Genomic DNA, 17,693 nt, shown 5'->3' with positions numbered 1-17,693 from the left:
CCCCCAATTTCACGGAATGATCGTGACGGGCACGCTGGCAGAAGCTGCCAAGCGACCGGTGACGCCACCAAAAACACGCTCTTTCAGTCCGCGTGCACCGACGCGGCCGACTACGATCTGGCTTGCACCTTGCTGTTTGGCGACGGCGTCCAGAATATCAGCCGCATCACCGTGCCTTACGATTCCGAGGACATCAAACCCTTCGCTCTTGGCAGTTTCGATTGCGGGGTCCAGCACACGGGAGTGTGCGAGATTGAGCTCTTCATTGCGGCGCTTATGGCGCTCTTCATTCTCTTCGGCGGTTTGAAACGAGAATGGTGACCACTCGATCACATAGCAGATTGCAATCGTACAATCCCCAATTCCCTTGGCCTGATCTTTGGCAAAAGCAAGCGCACGCGCACCAGCCTCCGACCCGTCCAGCCCTACAACGATAGTTGTTTTTGACATGTTTATTTCCCTATTGTCCTGACATGAGCCAATCCTCACGAGGTCAGATTGGCGATCACATCTCGTTTACCTGTGGTTGAAACGATCGGAATTCACCCGCAGGATTTCGAAAGTGTAACAACAAGTTCACAACTTTATACACTGAAATTTACTAATAATGCAGGCCGATAGGCATCCAATGGTCGCAAAAGCAGTTCATCTGCCAGTAAACTGGGAAAACCGCAGTTTCGGGTCTTAGTCAGGCTTGATCAGCTTGGGCATTTGTTTGAAAGCCATTACTTGGCCGGCGTGCATGACGCGTGTTCCCTGCCGATTAACGTCCGCGCTCCAGTGCCAGATTGGGCAACCTGTCCAGCGGGTAATCATGATGCAGTCGCCAAATTGTATCAGGATCGGCCTCGAGCGGGCGCAAGCTACCACCGGGAAAGGCGCGTGTGCGCAGAACCAACACCATATCTGACAGGACAGCGGGGTTATTGCGAAAATAGGAATGGCTATCGGAACCACTTGCCCCCTCGACACGGATAAAATGGATCAACCCCTGTTTTCGCAGGTCCTTTAACTCACCCGGCTTGAAGTCCTCTTTTTGGGCGGCACCGATACGTGAAGAGTTGGTCAGAAGGGAAGACAGCTTCAAGACCACATCATCAGGATTAATATAGATATTGACCTGTTCGAAGCCCTCGGAAAACCGTTCTGACAATAATCGTTGACGCACAAGACCTGTATCAAGATCGGGGGCTGCCAGGATCAAAACGCCCGTCTTCATCGCTTGTTTCGGGGCCAAACCACGCCCCCGGTTGAAAATCACCATCTCGCGCAGGGCCTGTGTCATGACCGAAGTGCCGCGTGAATGGGCGACAATATCTATATCTTCAACCTCAGGAATTTCCGCGATCAGGCGCAACATCTCCTTGGCGTGATAGACACTAAAATCTCCTGCCTCTCGGTCGCGAAAGTACCCCAATACGCCATGATTGCCCGCCGGCCAACTAAAGACAACGGGCGTCGAGCGACGACCAGAAAAGTGCCACAAGCTTGCTAAAGTTTGCACCGCGTTTTCAAAATTGTTCCGGATGCCATGTACATAGATCAAGACACGTCTGTTGCCCGTACGTGAAATTTCCCGCCTGACCGCCTGCTGGAATGCCGCCGCCTTGCCCGCGTAGGCCGAAACCGCAGCCGGCGAAAAGTGCAGGGTGCCCTGTTTGCGCACTACCGGCAACGGAACATCGCTGAAGCGCACCAGTTCTTGCAGTGCTTCGACCTTCAGCGTCGAAATGTGTCCACCGCGATCCACATGAGTACGTGCCACAAGGTCAGACCAGTCGGTCGCGCCAAAGCGCACATGCGCCAGCCCAAACCCCATGGAATCCGATCTGCCGGTGCCATAGCCCGCCACCTGCCCGCCCTCGGCCAGTACATTCCGATCCGTCACGTAGAAAATCGGCGGATCAATAACCTTTAACGCTGCTGGCACCAGCGCATCAGGGTAGTTGCGTCCATCCAGATAAAGGTTTGGTGGTTGCGACAAATGCACTGCGGTCGAGCAAGCCGCGAGCCAGGACAGCGCCCCGACAAGCACCCAGTGCAGGGCCCTTGAACCTCTTGGAATTTGTCTGCGTTGATCTTGGGCCATTGGCGCGATATTGCGTCTCTTAACCTCATTTGACCAGACAGGAATTCCCATGGCTGCCTATCAATTCGTTTACCACATGTCCGGCGTCTCCAAAACCTATCCGGGGGGCAAGAAAACTTTTGAAAACATTCACCTGAACTTTTTGCCCGGCGTGAAGATTGGTGTTGTCGGCGTTAACGGCGCGGGTAAATCCACCCTGCTCAAGATCATGGCCGGGCTGGACAAGGATTTTCAGGGCGAAGCCTGGGCGGCTGAGGGTGCCAAAGTGGGCTACCTGCCGCAGGAGCCTAAGCTGGACGAAACCCTGACCGTGCGTGAAAACGTCATGCTAGGCGTGGCCGAGAAAAAGGCGATCCTTGATCGCTACAACGAACTGGCGATGAATTATTCAGACGAAACCGCCGACGAAATGGCAAAACTGCAGGACGACATCGACGCGCAGAACCTCTGGGACCTCGATTCACAAATCGATGTGTCGATGGAAGCCCTGCGCTGCCCGCCGGACGACGCCAACATCAAGGACCTTTCCGGCGGTGAAGCCCGCCGCGTCGCGCTATGCAAACTGCTGCTTGAAGCGCCTGACATGCTGCTGCTTGACGAACCGACCAACCATTTGGACGCCGAGACCATCGCCTGGCTGCAACAGCATCTGATGGATTACAAGGGAACCATCCTGATCGTCACCCACGACCGCTACTTCCTTGATGACATCACCAGCTGGATTCTGGAACTCGATCGCGGCAAGGGCGTGCCATACGAAGGCAACTATTCCGACTGGCTGGAACAAAAGGCCAAGCGGCTGGCGCAGGAAGCCCGCGAAGACAAATCCAAGCAAAAGACCCTTGAACGCGAACTCGAATGGATGCGACAGGGTGCCAAAGCCCGTCAGGCCAAGAGCAAAGCCCGTATCAACGCCTATAATGAAATGGCCGAGTCTTCCGAGCGCGAGAAACTTACCCGCGCACAGATCGTCATCCCGAATGGTCCGCGCCTTGGCAATAAGGTGATCGAGGTCGAAGGCCTCAAGAAAGCCATGGGCGACAAACTGCTGGTCGAGGATCTCAGCTTTTCCCTGCCCCCAGGCGGGATCGTCGGCGTGATCGGCCCCAACGGTGCGGGTAAATCGACACTCTTCAAGATGCTGACCGGACAGGAAAAACCGGACGCGGGTACAATCGAGTACGGCGACACGGTTGATCTTTCCTACGTGGACCAGTCCCGCGATGACCTGAACGCGGATGACACCGTATGGGAAGCGATCACCGGCGGTGCCGAGTTGATCAAACTGGGCGATGCCGAGGTCAACTCCCGCGCCTATTGTTCCTCCTTCAACTTCAAGGGCGGCGATCAGCAGAAAAGGGTTGGACTGCTCTCAGGTGGTGAACGCAACCGTGTCCACATGGCGCGTCTGCTCAAGGAAGGCGGCAACGTGCTGCTGCTCGATGAACCGACCAACGATCTGGACGTCGAAACCCTGCGTGCTCTGGAAGACGCGCTGGTCGATTTCGCCGGCTGCGCCGTGGTCATCTCACACGACCGCTTCTTCCTTGACCGGATTTGCACACATATGCTGGCGTTCGAAGGCGATGCCCATGTGGAGTGGTTCGAGGGCAACTTCGAGGATTACGAAGAGGACAAGAAGCGTAGGCTTGGGGCCGATGCGCTTGAGCCGAAGCGGTTGAAGCATAAGAAGTTTGTGCGCTAACCCGTAGGGCGGGGTTCACCCCGCCACCCCTCCCGCCAAAGATGCCAGATTTTTACCAAAGAAATTTTTAAGCGCACTTTTACGTTCGTGCTTCTATTGGCTCCGGCGGTTGGCTGGGTTTTCGGGTTCTACCTCGAAACAGACAAGAACACCGTTTTGGGTGTGACTGGATTCTATGCTCTTTCGACGTCCTTGTTTTCATCCCGCCAAGGGTGTTCCCGACTGATGAGTAGATCCGCCTGTCTGCGGGCGGCGGGGTGAACCCCGCCCTACGGCCAATTCAGCTTTGTCAAATTAGTCCAATTTGACCGCCCGATGCACCGACGACCACGGCCAGTCCTCTGGGCGCTCGACGTACCCGTGTTTGACCGGGTTGAAATGGCAATATCTGACATGGTTTGCCAAAACTTCTGCGCTGCGAATATGATGCTCCCAAAACCGCTTTTGCCAAATGCCAACCTGCCCCTTCCGTAGAGCGGGGCTCACCCCGCCATTTGCCAAATTCGGCGAGATTGGCGGGACCAGTCCCGCTCTTCGGACAGCCGCTGAAAACCGTCCTTTGATTGCCCCCCAGCGGCGGCCGAAATCTCGCTCGCCTTTGGGCAATCGCCAAATGCAGTGCAAGTGGTCCGGTAGCACAACCATTGCAACAATCTCAAACGGACGGTCACGCGTGGTCGGATGTAAGAAGGCATCCGGCAAAACTGCACCGGACATAGTTAACAAACCCCTAACCACCCCCGGCCAAAATCCGCCCAAATCCCCACGGCCCTTGATCGAATCGCCCTTCGCGCCTACATTCCGTTTTGCTAACGTTTATCTATTTCGACCCACTGTCTCCCTAACACGGCGCAGATCGAACTCAGACCGACCACGCCAAGCCATCGCACAATGCGGATGGCACACTACTTAGGAGACTACGGAATGGCTACTGGCACCGTAAAATGGTTTAACACTACAAAAGGCTTCGGCTTTATCGCACCCGATGGCGGCAGCAAGGACGTTTTCGTTCACATTTCTGCTGTTGAGCGCGCAGGCCTGACCGGCCTGGCCGACAACCAGAAAGTGACGTTCGACATCGAAGCTGGCCGTGATGGCCGCGAGTCGGCAACGAATATCGCATTGGCGTAAGCCCCAAGCGGCAGCAAACCGCCGCTTTTCACAAGAATTTGACCGATCCTCTGGCAACAGTGGATCGGTTTTTGTTTCGCACGGGTTGATAATAGGCAACTTTTTGCGACATTAGACCTATCTGCAACAGAAAATTATGGAGCATCCCCATGCACCGCCGCACATTTCTGGCTTCAACACTGGCCGTCGCCGCCCTGCCACACGTATTGTCCGCCACTACCGCTACCTATGATCCCAAGCCGCAAGAGGTGTCGATCAAATCCGTCTACAAGACCGGTCAGCTTCTGGTCGTGCCCAGCAGTCATTATCTTTATTTTGTGACCGCCCCCGGCAAAGCCATGCGTTATGGCATCGGCGTCGGCAAGGCAGGCCTTGAATTCACCGGCACCGCAACGATTGCCCTGAAAAAGGAATGGCCCACCTGGCGTCCCACCGACGAAATGATCGAGCGGGACCCAGCCGCCTACAAGCGTTTCATCGGCAATACCGACGCCCAGGAAGGCGGTCCCAACAACCCGCTTGGCGCGCGCGCACTCTACCTGTTCGAGAATGGCCGTGACACCTATTTCCGCATTCATGGCACCACACAGCCCAGTTCTATCGGACGGTCGGTTTCCAGCGGCTGCATTCGAATGATCAACGAACATGTCATCGATCTATACAACCGCGTACCTGTCGGGACTGTTGTGACGGTTCTGTAACCCCCCATTTCAATCCGAAACACCGAAAAGCCGCCCCATGGGCGGCTTTTAACCTATCAATCTCTGCAATTTGTCGAGGGAACACACAGCTTCGACATTTGTTCATCTGTCTTGACCTCTACACACCGGGGAAACGGCACCCACACTTGCAGCACCAAAGCGCAGAGGTTGACCCGATGGGGTGTCTCAGCAGTTTCTGGGTAGATGATATTCAGGCAAGACTTGCAAAATACTGCAACCGCCTTTTAGCCACCTGCCCGCCGGATGAAATCCACCGGTGGTAGAAAAACCAACTCATGAAGGCGCCGTTGCGACGCGATCGACGCTTGCAATCATGTTACGGGAAACAAAAGGGCCAGCGCATTCCGCCGGCCCTCCATCATGATTTTTAAGTGCTTGCAGATCAGTTCAAGGCTTTATCTGTAATTGCATGTGTCCACGCACCTTCAGGCTGTTTGGAAATGACCGGATCAGAACCACCTGCCAACAAAGTATCGACGGTCCGCTGGTAGTCTGCTTCATCCAATGCGCCGTTTGATCCCGCTGTCAGCTTGGCAATCTCGCCCATCATCCGCACTTGGGCTGCTTCGGTCTGTGCCCCGGTTTCGTCATTGTCCAGCACGATGCCAGCAGCTTCTTCCGGGTTCTCTTCGGCGTACTTCCATCCCTTCATGGACGCCCGTACAAAGCGCACCATTTTGTCCTCGAACACCGGATCGGCAAGGTTTTCTTCCAGCACATAGATACCGTCTTCCAGTGTCGCCACGCCCTGCTCTTCGTATTTGAAGGTGACCAGTTCATCAGGGTTCACACCCGCATCCAGTACCTGACCATATTCGTTGTAGGTCATGGTCGAAATGCAATCCGCCTCACGCTGCAACAATGGATCGACGTTGAATCCCTGCTTCAGCACGGTCACGCCATCCTCTCCACCATCAGTGGAAATGCCTTCTTGTGACATCCACGACAGAAAGGGATATTCGTTTCCAAAGAACCAGACACCGATGGTCTTGCCTTTGAAATCCTCAACCGAGGTGATCCCGGTATCCTTCCAGCAGGTCAGCATCAGTCCGGAGGTTTTGAATGGCTGCGCGATATTGACCACGGGCAGACCTTTCTCCCGCGCTGCGAGGGCAGAGGGCATCCAGTTCAACATTGCGTCGGCACCGCCTCCTGCCAGTACTTGTGGCGGCGCAATGTCCGGCCCGCCGGCAAGGATCGTGACGTCCAGCCCCTCTTCTTCATAAAACCCTTTGTCCAGCGCCACATAGTAGCCCGCGAACTGCGCTTGCGTCACCCATTGCAATTGCAGTTTCACCGTGTTGGCATGGCCGTCCGCAAACGCTGCCACGCTGCCCAGACCGGTGGCAAGCGCCGCTGCCATCATCATTTTCTTCATCATTGGATGTCTCCCCAGATTGGTTTTCATTATGCCCCGTTTCGAGGTCTTGGTCATCTCTGTGATGGGTGCCAGAAGGTCACCCGCTTCTCGATCAGCGTCATCACTCCATAAAACGCGCTACCTGCGATTGCCGCAATGACAATCTCTGCCCAGACCATATCAAGCGCAAGCTGGCCAAAGCTGGTCGAGATTCGAAATCCCATACCAACCGTGGGAGAGCCAAAGAATTCAGCAACAATCGCCCCGATCAGGGCCAGAGTGGTCGCGATCTTCAACCCGTTAAAGATAAATGGCATGGCCGAGGGCAGGCGCAGCTTGATCAGCGTCGGCCAATATCCCGCCCCATACGTCCGCATCAGGTCACGCTGCATGGGCTGTGTGTCCCGCAACCCTGCCACCGTGTTCACAAGGATCGGAAAGAATACCATCACGGCCACCACCGCCGCCTTGCTTTCCCAATCGCTGCCGAACCATTTCACGAAAATCGGGGCGATCCCGACGATCGGCAAAGCGGCCATGAAGCTCCCCACAGGCAAGATACCCCGCGTCAGGAAATCCGACCGATCCGCCAACACCGCGATACCAAGCGCGGCCAGACCGCCGATCACATAGCCCGTCATCGCACCCTTGATAATGGTCTGGTGAAAGTCGGCCCAAAGTCGTGGTCCCTCGACCAACATCCGTTCAAGAATTGCGGAAGGTGCAGGCAGGATCACCGGATTGACCGCATAGCCGCGCACAAGCAATTCCCAGACGATCACCACCGTCAGCCCGAAGACCGCCGGTATCAACATCATGACGACCCTGTTGTCAGAAGCGGTGCCATTGGCCAGCCACACATTGATCCACCATCCCAGGGCCCAGACAACAATTGCAGCACTCACCATCATCATGCCCCCTGCATCCCCATACGTCGCAGGGTGATCCGTTCGATCAGGCTGAACAAGCCGACCAAGGCCGCCGCTGTCAGCGCTGCGGCAAAAAGCGCCGCCCAGGACACCAGAGGCTGTCCGTATTGATCCCCCACCAGCATCCGCGCACCGAATCCTGCCTTTGCGCCTGTGGGCAGTTCCGCCACGATCGTCCCGACCAAAGAGGCCGAAATCCCGATCTTGAGCGAGGCAAACAAATAAGGCACCGAGGCCGGCAGACGCAGCGCCCAAAACCCCTGACTGTTTGACGCATGATAGGTGCGCAGCAGATCCAGCTGCATCGTGTCAGGGGCCCGCAACCCCTTCACCATTCCAACAACCACCGGAAAGAATGACAGATAGGCGGCAATCAGCGATTTGGGAAACACACCCTGAATGCCCATCGACCCCAGAACCACGATCACCATGGGGGCCAGCGCCAGAATCGGGATCGTCTGACTCACAATCGCCCAGGGCATCACCGACCGGTCCATCACACGGGAATAGACGATGCCTACCGCCAGCACGATGCCCAGCCCCGTCCCGATGAAAAAGCCCAATAATGTCGGTGCCAGCGTCACCCAGCCATGATAGACCAAAGACCGCTTCGAGGTGATTTTCTTCTGCACGATGGTCGCATACATTTCTTCAGCCACCTGTTGCGGCGCGGGCAAACGGGGGCGCACAAAATCATAGGTGCGTGGCACCAAATGCAGATTGCGCAGGCTCAATCCGATCCCGCTGAAGGCCTGCCGTTCCACGGGGGTCTGCGGCGAAACGCTCAACCCGTCCCGCTGCGCCTGATCGGCTACAAGATGCATGTTCATCGGAACAACGGCGATCAACCAGAACAACAAAACCGCACCGACCACTGTCAAAACCGGCAGCACAGATTTCACAGCAGGCCCTCCAACTTCATCTTGCCATTAAACTCGATCCCGCAGAAGCCGCAAATGCATCCTTCATTCATCCTGATGCCCCGCCCGCAGCCCTTCCCTCACCCGATGCGCAATCGCAAGGAACTCCGGCGTTTCACGTATCTCCAAAGGCCGCTCCTTGGGCAGCGGACTCTCGATCACATCCGTAATCCGCCCCGGCCGTGGCGACATCACGACAATCTTGGTACTCAGATACACCGCTTCCGGTATCGAATGCGTCACAAAGGCAATCGTCTTCTCCGTCCGCGCCCATAGCTTGAGCAACTGCTCATTCAGATGATCCCGCACAATCTCGTCCAGCGCCCCGAACGGCTCGTCCATCAGCAGAATATCCGCATCAAAGCTCAACGCCCGCGCAATGCTCGCCCGCTGCTGCATCCCGCCTGAGAGTTGCCACGGAAACTTGCGCTCAAACCCCGCCAGATCGACCAGTTCCAGCACACGGCGCACCCGATCCGCCTGCTCCGCCTTCGATATCCCCATGATCTCGAGCGGCAGCCGGATATTCCCGCCAATCGTGCGCCACGGATACAACCCCGCCGCCTGAAACACATAGCCATAGGCACGCGCCTTACGCGCCTCCTCGGGGCTGACCCCATTCACGGTCACAGTGCCACCCGTGGGCTGCTCCAGATCCGCCATGACCCGCAGAAACGTCGTCTTGCCACAACCCGACGGCCCGATGAAGCTGACGAAATCACCTTGGTTGATCTCAAGGTTTACATCCTTGAGCGCATGGATCGGGCCATCATTCGTCTGGAAGGTGAGGTCTAGGTCTTGGGCTGAGATGACGGTCATACGACCTTGTTCTTTCGCGCTGTGGAATAGGTAGCGATTGTCGCTCCAACAATTTCCAAGAAAAATTCAAGCGCACGTATCGATATCTCTAATTTTACTTTCTTCATTTTGTTCTCAAAAATGATCGATTGATCCAAAAAGCTATAGTCAGCATGAGCAACAGAATTTCTGACAAGGTAAAGAAAGCCAGTAATCTTGAGCGAATTGAGAGCCGCAAAATCCTTTGCAGACAATTTGGAACGCCATGACTTATCTGCATTCGCCAATTCTTCCGACAAAAGCAGGTCTTGCCAGAAAACCTCGCGGGGAACCAGAACGAGACAATACAACAGTGAAATTGTTCTTGATTGCCGAAAAGATCCATTTCCAAGCGCACCCTGAGGCAGATCAAAATTCTTCTCCACTAGGGTAACCGCTTCCGCCCAGCTATCAACTCGAATTGCTTCGGAGATGATCTGCTGCTCAAGATAGGCCAGACCGGGCAGGTCAAGCACATATTCTCTCCCAACCATCAAATCCCCGCCGGAATATTCAACGGATCACGCTTGATCATCTTCGGGCTGGTCAAGGCCTTCCACTTGCTCAACGCCACATTCGCTGACGGGAACGCAGGACGCGGAATGAACTTCCCCCGCCCCGGTTGCGGCTGCGAATTCTGCCCCCAGGACCAGATCACATCCCCGCGCGAAAGCGTGTACCGCGCATTCGCCGTCACCTCGAACCCCTCAAACACGTTGTAATCCAAAATCGAATGATGCGTGGCAGGCGAAATCATCTTGGTGATCTTCGGATCCCACACCACAATATCCGCATCCGCCCCTTCCACAATCGCCCCCTTGCGGGGGTAAATATTCAATATCTTCGCCACATTGGTCGAGGTCGCCGCGACAAACTCGTTCGGCGTCAGCCGTCCCGTCTCAACCCCTTCGGTCCAGAGCACGCCCAAGCGCTCCTCCAACCCGTTCGACCCGTTCGGAATAATCCGGAAATCATCCCGCCCCGCGCGCTTCTGCTCGGTGTTGAACGCCGCATGATCCGTCGCCACCACCTGCAACGATCCCGCCTGCAACCCCGCCCAAAGCGACTCCTGATGATCTTTTGAGCGGAACGGCGGCGACATCACCCGCCGCGCAGCATGGTCCCAATCGGTGTTGAAATACTCGCTCTCATCCAAGGTCAAAAACTGGATCAATGGCTCGCCATAAACCCGCATCCCCTTCTGCCGCGCTCGCCGGATCGCCTCATGGGTCTGCTCACAGGACACATGAACGATGTACAAAGGCACGCCCGCCGTATCCGCAATCGTGATCGCGCGGTTCGCCGCTTCACCTTCCAACTCAGGCGGGCGGCTATAGGCATGCCCCTCCGGCCCCGTGATCCCCTGATCGAAATACTTCTGCTGCAACTCCGCCACCAGATCGCCGTTTTCAGCATGCACCATAGGCAACGCACCCAGTTCCGCACAGCGCTTGAAGGAGGCGAACATCTCATCATCCTCAATCATCAAGGCACCCTTGTAGGCCATGAAATGCTTGAAGGAATTTACGCCCATATCCACGGCGTCTTTCATCTCGTTGAAAACGTTCTCATCCCAACCCGTGATCGCCATGTGATAACCAACGTCCGAGCAGATCTGCGGCGCAGACTTGCGGTGCCATTCGTTGATCGCGTTCTTGATCGACCCGTCCGCACCCGGCAGGCAGAAATCCACCACCATCGTGGTCCCGCCACATGCCGCCGCCCATGTGCCGGTCTCAAACGTCTCCGCCGCCGTGGTTCCCATGAATGGCATCTCAAGATGCGTATGCGGATCAATCCCGCCGGGGATCACATAGGCACCCTCGGCATCAATAGTTTCATCGCCCTTCAGGTCCTCACCAATCTGGACGATCTTTTCGCCCTCGATCAGCACATCCGCTTTCCAGGTCCGGTCCGCCGTGCAGACCTGTCCACCTTTGATAACCTTGCTCATTTCATCTCTCCCAATTTCATCTTGCCAATAAACTCCGGGGTCCGGGGCAGAGCCCCGGTCGGCCCGGCATTGACGCAAGCTGCGGAAACACAAGTACGCTCCGCCGTCTATCCTGACTGGAAATGCGCCCCCTGATCAAACCACAACCAACGCTGTCTCGACAACCGCATGCATCAGGACATCCGCGCCGGCCTTCGCCCATTCTTTAGAAATGTCCTCCGCCTCATTGTGTGACAACCCGTCCACACAGGGGCACATCACCATCGCTGTCGGGGCCACCCGATTGATCCAACATGCGTCATGTCCGGCACCGGAGATAAGGTTCATGTGGCTGTAGCCGAGCCGCTCCGCCGCATCGCGCACAGCCGTCACACATCCCGGGTCAAAGGCCACCGGATCAAAACCTCCCACCTTTTCAAATTCAATTTCCAGGCCCATTTCATCCGCGATCTTCTGCCCTTCAACTTTCAGGCGGGCCTCCATATCCTCGATCACGCTCAGCTCGGGCGAGCGGAAATCCACAGTAAACACCACCTTTCCGGGGATCACATTGCGCGAATTCGGATAGACATCTATATGGCCCGCCGCGCCGACGGCATGAGGCGCATGGCTCCAGGCAATCTCGTCCACCTTTTCGAGAATACGGGCCATCCCCAGACCTGCATTCTTGCGCATCGGCATCGGGGTTGATCCCGTATGGCTGTCCTTACCCGTCACTGTCACCTGCGTCCACGAAAGCCCTTGCCCATGGGTGACAACGCCAATGTCCTTACCCTCCGCTTCCAGAATCGGTCCCTGTTCGATGTGAAGTTCAAAAAATGCATGCATCTTGCGTGCGCCAACCTGCTCTTCACCGCGCCAGCCGATCCGGCTCAGTTCATCGCCAAACCGCTTGCCATCGGCATCGACACGGTCATAGGCCCATGCCTGCGTATGAATACCGGCGAAAACACCTGATGAAAGCATCGCGGGCGCATAACGTGTGCCTTCTTCATTGGTGAAATTTGTGACCACAATCGGGTGTTTCGTCTTGATGCCCAGATCATTCAGCGTGCGGATGATCTCCAATCCTGCCAGCACACCCAGCACACCGTCATATTTGCCGCCTGTCGGTTGCGTGTCCAGATGTGAACCTACATAGACGGGCAAGGCATCCGGGTCGGCACCTTCACGGCGCGCAAACATGTTGCCCATCTGGTCCAGTCCCATGCTACAGCCCGCTGCTTCGCACCATCTCTGGAACAAGGCACGCCCTTCACCGTCTTCATCCGTGAGCGTCTGGCGGTTATTGCCCCCAGCGATGCCGGGCCCGATCTTGGCCATGTCCATCAGGCTATCCCACAAACGTTCGGGATTGATCTTCAGGTTTTCTCCGGGTGCTGGCATGTGCTGGCTCCTTGGCGGTCGGGATTAAATTTTACCATTTGGTAAATCTACGATTGCGGTTAGGCTGGTGTCTGTCAAGAACTGCTTTAAGAGACAGGCGGCGGGTTCACCAAAGACGCCGCTTTTTCGTGCACCTTACCGGAGAATGCCCTTGTCAGACGGGTCGACCAAAAAGCCAAGCCGCATTCAGCAACGCAACCGCCACTTGATCCTGGACGCTGCGCTTGAGGTATTCTCTCGCCATGGATTTCGTGGCGCGACCCTTGACCAGATTGCAACCCAAGCAGGGCTGAGCAAACCAAATATCCTGTATTATTTCGGCGGCAAGGAAGACATCCACCTCACTCTTCTCAGCCAGTTGATGGAGACCTGGCTCGATCCCTTGGTTGAAATGAACGCCGCGGGTGATCCTGTCGAAGAGATCCTGAACTATGTCCAGCGCAAATTGGACATGGCCCAACAATTACCGCGCGAAAGCCGCCTGTTCGCCGGTGAAATCCTGCAAGGGGCCCCCCGGATGCGTCCGGAACTGGAATCCAAGCTGAAGCCGCTGTTTGATGAAAAATGCGCAGTAATTCAAAGCTGGATCCAGCAGGGCCGCTTGCCGCCACTGGACCCGCGACATTTGATTTTTTCGATCTGGGCGAGCACGCAGCACTATGCGGATTTCGAAAGTCAGGTCAGTCTTTTGATGAATGAGGGCGATGACACCTACGCCAGCGCGGCGACTCATCTGAACATGATGTTTCGCACACTTCTTCAGGGGTAACGCCACGAATTCAATTCCAACATTACCACATTTGACAGGGACCGCTGTCTTTGGTGGTAGCCAAATCGCTGGATCCGCCCCGACAGGATTATTCTGCCGCTGTTGCCGAGGGATTGTTCGGATGCGTTGTCCAGTTTGCATATTCCGACTGCACGACCTTGCCTGTCCGCGGGTCGGTTTTGCCCGGCGCCATTGCTTCCATCGTTATACAGCCTTCGACAGGGCAGACATTGACGCAAAGGTTACAGGCAACGCATTCCTCGTCGATCACGCTGAAGGTACGGTCTTCGGACATCGCAATCGCCTGATGGCTGGTATCCTCGCAGGCCGCGAAACAACGCCCGCAGGAAATGCACAGATCCTGATTGATTACCGCTTTGGCAACGTAATTGAGGTTCAACTGGTTCCAGTCGGTGACATTTGGCACTGCGCGCCCGACAATGTCATCAACCGAGGTCATTTCTTTGGTGTCCATATAATCGGACAACCCACTGATCAATTCCTCAACGATCTTGAACCCATAGGTCATCGCCGCCGTGCAAACCTGCACATTCCCTGCGCCCAACGCCATGAACTCTGCAGCGTCGCGCCATGTGGTTACGCCACCAATGCCGCTGATCGGCAGGCCACGCAGTTCTGCGTCGCGCGCGATTTCAGCCACCATGTTCAGGGCAATCGGTTTGACGGCAGGTCCGCAATAGCCGCCGTGCGCTCCTTTGCCGTCAATCATCGGTTCAGGCGAAAACAGGTCAAGGTCAACACTGGTGATCGAGTTAATCGTGTTGATCAGGCTCACCGCATCCGCACCGCCCGCCAGCGCCGCGGCGGCCGGTTTGCGAATGTCCGCGATATTGGGCGTCAGTTTGACGATCACTGGCATCCGTGTGTGGGATTTGACCCAACGTGTCACCATTTCGATATACTCAGGTACCTGCCCGACGGCGGCACCCATCCCCCGTTCGGACATGCCATGCGGGCAGCCAAAGTTCAGTTCGACACCATCGGCACCGGTTTCTTCAACCTGTGGCAAGATCATCTTCCACGGCTCTTCCTCGCAAGGTACCATCAGCGACACGACCAAGGCGCGGTCTGGATAGTCACGTTTCACAACCTTGATCTCGTCCAGATTGGTCTGGAGCGGGCGGTCGGTGATCAGCTCAATGTTGTTCAGCCCCAACAGACGCCGATCCGCGCCGTAGACCGCACCATACCGGGGGCCGTTTACGTTTACGACGCTAGGATCCAGTCCGAGAGTTTTCCATACGACGCCGCCCCACCCCGCCTCAAAGGCACGGCGGACATTATATTCCTTGTCTGTCGGCGGTGCAGAGGCCAACCAGAATGGATTGGGAGATTTGATCCCGATGAAGTTGCTTGTCAGATCAGCCATTTGTAATGCTCCTACACATCCAGAAGCGGCTCGAACCCGCCATAAATCATCCGCTTGCCATCAAATGGCATCTCCATCCCGGTCATGCGCGGATCGCTCATTGCCTTTTCCATACTGGCATGAGCCAGGTCTTTATCTGGCCATTCCTGCCAGCCTGTCACAATGGTCTCACCCTCTTTCGCGGCCACTGCCAGCGGATAGGAGGTGACTTCACCGGGAGGTGTGAAATCGCCCCAACATTCGACGATGCGGATCGCACCATACGCCTTGAAAACTTCGGCAGCCTTGCGGCTATGCGCCAGATAGGCCTCTTTCTTGTCGGTCGGCACTGCGGCCACAAAGCTCATGATATACATTTGTGTTCTCTCTATCTGCTCAAAACCGCGTGAATATCCATCGCCGCATCACGGCCCTCTGCGACGGCCGTCACGGTCAGGTCATCCCCGCCAGAGGCGCAATCACCGCCGGCCCAGATACCTTCAACAGAGGTACGTCCCACATCAGAAACCTTGATCTTGCCGCTTTCGAGCGTCGGCAATCCGTCACCTTGCAAGGTCTGGCCGATGGCTTTGAATACCTGATCCGCCATCAGACGAAGCGTCTGGCCTGTTCCCTTCATCGCATCATCGACATATTCAAACTCGATCTCGTGCAGGGAACCGTTGCCATGCACCGCCACCGGAACAGCATGTGTCACGATCCGCACACCTTTGCTGGCTGCCAGATCCTGCTCAAAGGCGCTGGCGTTCATCCGGTCGCGACCACGGCGATATACCAGGGTAACATTCAACGCGCCCAGCAACTTTGCCTGAACAGCAGCATCCACAGCGGTCATGCCACCGCCGATCACGACAACATCACGACCGATCGGCACCGCAGCCATGTCTGAAGCCTGGCGCAATCCGCCGATGAAATCGACCGCATCAGTAACGCCATCCTTGTCTTCCTCGGCAATGCCCAGCGCGTTTACTCCCCCCAACCCCATGCCAAGGAATACTGCGTCATATTCCGCTTTCAGCGTTTCAAGTGTCACATCACGGCCAAGGGAGATGCCATAGCGCAGCACGATCCCACCAATCTTGAGCAGCCAATCCACCTCGCCTTGGGCAAAGCCGTCGGGCGTTTTATATGCTGCAATTCCATATTCATTCAGACCGCCGGGTTTCTCATGCCGGTCCATGACAACAACATCATGTCCTAACATCGCCAAACGATGCGCACAGGACAGTCCCGCCGGCCCGGCACCCACGACCGCCACTGTTTTGCCCGTGGGCGCGGCGCGGGAAAACGGATGTATCCCCTGTTCCTGCAAGTGGTCCGTTGCGTAGCGCTGCAATTGCCCGATCAATACGGGTTTGCCCTCGGCCAACTCCCGCACGCAGGCTTCCTCGCACAAGGTTTCAGTCGGGCAGACACGGGCACACATGCCGCCCATGATGTTTTGCGACAGGATCGTTTTCGCCGCCGCATCGGGTGTGCCTGTTGCGATCTGGCGAATAAACAAGGGAATGTCGATGTCTGTGGGGCAGGCTGTGATACATGGCGCATCATGGCAGAAATAGCACCTGTCGGCCGCCACCAGCGCCTCATGGCCGTCAAGCGGCGGATGCAAATCGGAAAAGCCTGTTTCGTAACTTTCAGCTGCCAACCGGCCCGCGATCACACCGGGTTGAAAAACATCTGATCCCATCTGGCTCACTCCATGGTTTGCTGGACATGTCAAACGCTCTCATGGATTGATTTTTTTATCAACTGGTAAAATTATCTTTGCCCTGTGGAAATCGCTGTGCCTTTGGCAGCTATCGATAAACGGCTTCACGCTATTCCTTTATGCTGTTGATCAAGGTCAACACCTCTGGTCCCAACCCTGCCACGATTCTGGCTACCCCTTCGGCATTGGGATGTATCCCGTCTGACTGAAAATAGTCCCGCAAGGTTGTTGGATCGGAAATATCACCTACGGCTTCGAGACCGGCAAAAAAATTCCTTTGGAAACCGCTGTCGTATTGCTGTGCCAACTCTGGGTAAATCGCGTCAAACTGGGCTTTGTATTCGGGGCCAAAATTGCCTGGTGCCTGCATTCCGACCAACAAAACCTCCACTCCCGCCGCCGCCGTTGCCTGCATAATTCCATCGATGTTGGTGCGGGCCTCTAAAGGGTTCAGTCCGCGCAACAAGTCATTCCCACCAAGCGCAACGATAATACCATCGACCTCGGGTGTCAGTGTCCAGCCGATCCGCGCCAGACCACCCGCAGTGGTATCCCCCGAAACACCCGCATTGATCAGTCGTGCCTCAGCCCCCTGGGCGTCCAGCCATGCCTGTAATTGAGGGACAAATCCCTCGGCTGCGGGCAATCCATACCCCTGGGTCAGACTATCCCCAAATGCTGCGATCACGACTTCATCAGCCTGCGCCGCACCCGCACAAACCAGAACAATAGCTGCTAACGCCTTGCGCATCTCGATAGTTACTCCATATCCAAATAGACCCAAACTCAA

Annotated in this window: 18 protein-coding genes; 4 read left to right on the top strand and 14 right to left on the bottom strand. The window is 56.0% G+C overall.

What is annotated here, in order from left to right; translation table 11 throughout:
- Positions 1-9: 9 nt before the first annotated feature.
- Together OS190_RS12380 and OS190_RS12375 are read right to left on the bottom strand one after the other, a co-directional pair.
- Positions 10-450, bottom strand: a complete 441-nt coding sequence (locus tag OS190_RS12380) for a universal stress protein (RefSeq protein WP_267159016.1) — start codon at positions 448-450, stop codon at positions 10-12.
- Between the two features lie 313 nt (positions 451-763).
- Positions 764-2,140: an alpha/beta hydrolase gene (locus OS190_RS12375; protein ID WP_267159015.1), complete on the bottom strand. Its 1,377-nt coding sequence runs from the start codon at positions 2,138-2,140 to the stop codon at positions 764-766.
- On the opposite strand from OS190_RS12375, the gene ettA reads away from it, so the two are divergent.
- A complete protein-coding gene (ettA, locus tag OS190_RS12370; protein ID WP_267159014.1) occupies positions 2,139-3,794 on the top strand; it encodes an energy-dependent translational throttle protein EttA in 1,656 nt (551 codons plus the stop codon). The two genes, OS190_RS12375 and ettA, sit on opposite strands and share 2 nt — an antisense overlap.
- Positions 3,795-4,088: 294 nt before the next feature.
- On the opposite strand, the gene OS190_RS20570 is transcribed toward ettA, so the two are convergent.
- A complete protein-coding gene (locus OS190_RS20570) occupies positions 4,089-4,511 on the bottom strand; it encodes an REP-associated tyrosine transposase (RefSeq protein WP_416237402.1) in 423 nt (140 codons plus the stop codon).
- A 207-nt stretch (positions 4,512-4,718) separates the two neighbouring features.
- Between OS190_RS20570 and OS190_RS12365 the strand changes: the two genes are divergently transcribed.
- The gene (locus OS190_RS12365; protein WP_007117950.1) at positions 4,719-4,925 is read left to right on the top strand and encodes a cold-shock protein; all 207 of its coding nucleotides are present in this window, start codon (positions 4,719-4,721) and stop codon (positions 4,923-4,925) included.
- Positions 4,926-5,074: 149 nt separating this feature from the next.
- Positions 5,075-5,626 (top strand): L,D-transpeptidase, encoded by a 552-nt coding sequence (locus tag OS190_RS12360; RefSeq protein WP_267159013.1) that lies wholly within the window; start codon positions 5,075-5,077, stop codon positions 5,624-5,626.
- A 403-nt stretch (positions 5,627-6,029) separates the two neighbouring features.
- On the opposite strand, the gene OS190_RS12355 is transcribed toward OS190_RS12360, so the two are convergent.
- The 7 genes from OS190_RS12355 to OS190_RS12325 form a co-directional block, all read right to left on the bottom strand.
- Entirely contained in the window at positions 6,030-7,025 is a 996-nt protein-coding gene (locus OS190_RS12355) for an ABC transporter substrate-binding protein (RefSeq protein WP_267159131.1), read from the bottom strand.
- Positions 7,026-7,078: 53 nt separating this feature from the next.
- Complete coding sequence (locus tag OS190_RS12350; protein ID WP_267159012.1) at positions 7,079-7,921, bottom strand: ABC transporter permease; 843 nt, start codon at positions 7,919-7,921, stop codon at positions 7,079-7,081.
- Complete coding sequence (locus tag OS190_RS12345; RefSeq protein ID WP_267159011.1) at positions 7,918-8,838, bottom strand: ABC transporter permease; 921 nt, start codon at positions 8,836-8,838, stop codon at positions 7,918-7,920. The genes OS190_RS12350 and OS190_RS12345 overlap by 4 nt, the downstream gene beginning before the upstream one ends.
- Before the next feature lie 63 nt (positions 8,839-8,901).
- Positions 8,902-9,675, bottom strand: coding sequence for an ABC transporter ATP-binding protein (locus tag OS190_RS12340; protein ID WP_267159010.1), 774 nt, complete (start codon positions 9,673-9,675; stop codon positions 8,902-8,904).
- Positions 9,672-10,169 carry a HEPN family nuclease gene (locus OS190_RS12335; protein WP_267159009.1) on the bottom strand — a complete coding sequence of 166 codons (498 nt, stop codon included), beginning with the start codon at positions 10,167-10,169 and terminating at the stop codon, positions 9,672-9,674. Before OS190_RS12335 ends, OS190_RS12340 begins: the two co-directional genes overlap by 4 nt.
- A 17-nt stretch (positions 10,170-10,186) precedes the next feature.
- Positions 10,187-11,647 (bottom strand): dihydropyrimidinase, encoded by a 1,461-nt coding sequence (hydA, locus tag OS190_RS12330; protein WP_267159008.1) that lies wholly within the window; start codon positions 11,645-11,647, stop codon positions 10,187-10,189.
- 135 nt (positions 11,648-11,782) lie between these two features.
- The gene (locus OS190_RS12325; RefSeq protein ID WP_267159007.1) at positions 11,783-13,033 is read right to left on the bottom strand and encodes a Zn-dependent hydrolase; all 1,251 of its coding nucleotides are present in this window, start codon (positions 13,031-13,033) and stop codon (positions 11,783-11,785) included.
- Between the two features lie 145 nt (positions 13,034-13,178).
- On the opposite strand from OS190_RS12325, the gene OS190_RS12320 reads away from it, so the two are divergent.
- Complete coding sequence (locus OS190_RS12320) at positions 13,179-13,802, top strand: TetR family transcriptional regulator C-terminal domain-containing protein (RefSeq protein WP_267159006.1); 624 nt, start codon at positions 13,179-13,181, stop codon at positions 13,800-13,802.
- An 88-nt stretch (positions 13,803-13,890) separates the two neighbouring features.
- Here the strand turns inward: OS190_RS12320 and preA are convergent, their stop codons facing one another.
- From preA to OS190_RS12300, 4 genes are all read right to left on the bottom strand, one after another.
- A complete protein-coding gene (gene preA, locus OS190_RS12315; protein ID WP_267159005.1) occupies positions 13,891-15,192 on the bottom strand; it encodes an NAD-dependent dihydropyrimidine dehydrogenase subunit PreA in 1,302 nt (433 codons plus the stop codon).
- An 11-nt stretch (positions 15,193-15,203) separates the two neighbouring features.
- Positions 15,204-15,548, bottom strand: a complete 345-nt coding sequence (locus OS190_RS12310) for a DUF1428 domain-containing protein (RefSeq protein WP_267159004.1) — start codon at positions 15,546-15,548, stop codon at positions 15,204-15,206.
- Between the two features lie 11 nt (positions 15,549-15,559).
- Complete coding sequence (locus OS190_RS12305) at positions 15,560-16,882, bottom strand: NAD(P)-dependent oxidoreductase (protein ID WP_267159003.1); 1,323 nt, start codon at positions 16,880-16,882, stop codon at positions 15,560-15,562.
- Positions 16,883-17,012: 130 nt separating this feature from the next.
- Positions 17,013-17,654 (bottom strand): arylesterase, encoded by a 642-nt coding sequence (locus OS190_RS12300; RefSeq protein ID WP_267159002.1) that lies wholly within the window; start codon positions 17,652-17,654, stop codon positions 17,013-17,015.
- Positions 17,655-17,693: the final 39 nt, after the last annotated feature.

This window comes from Sulfitobacter sp. F26204 (assembly GCF_026410305.1).
Taxonomy (GTDB): Bacteria; Pseudomonadota; Alphaproteobacteria; order Rhodobacterales; family Rhodobacteraceae; genus Sulfitobacter.
Note: the sequence above shows the minus strand (reverse complement) of the source record. Positions and strands in the feature narration are given on the sequence as shown.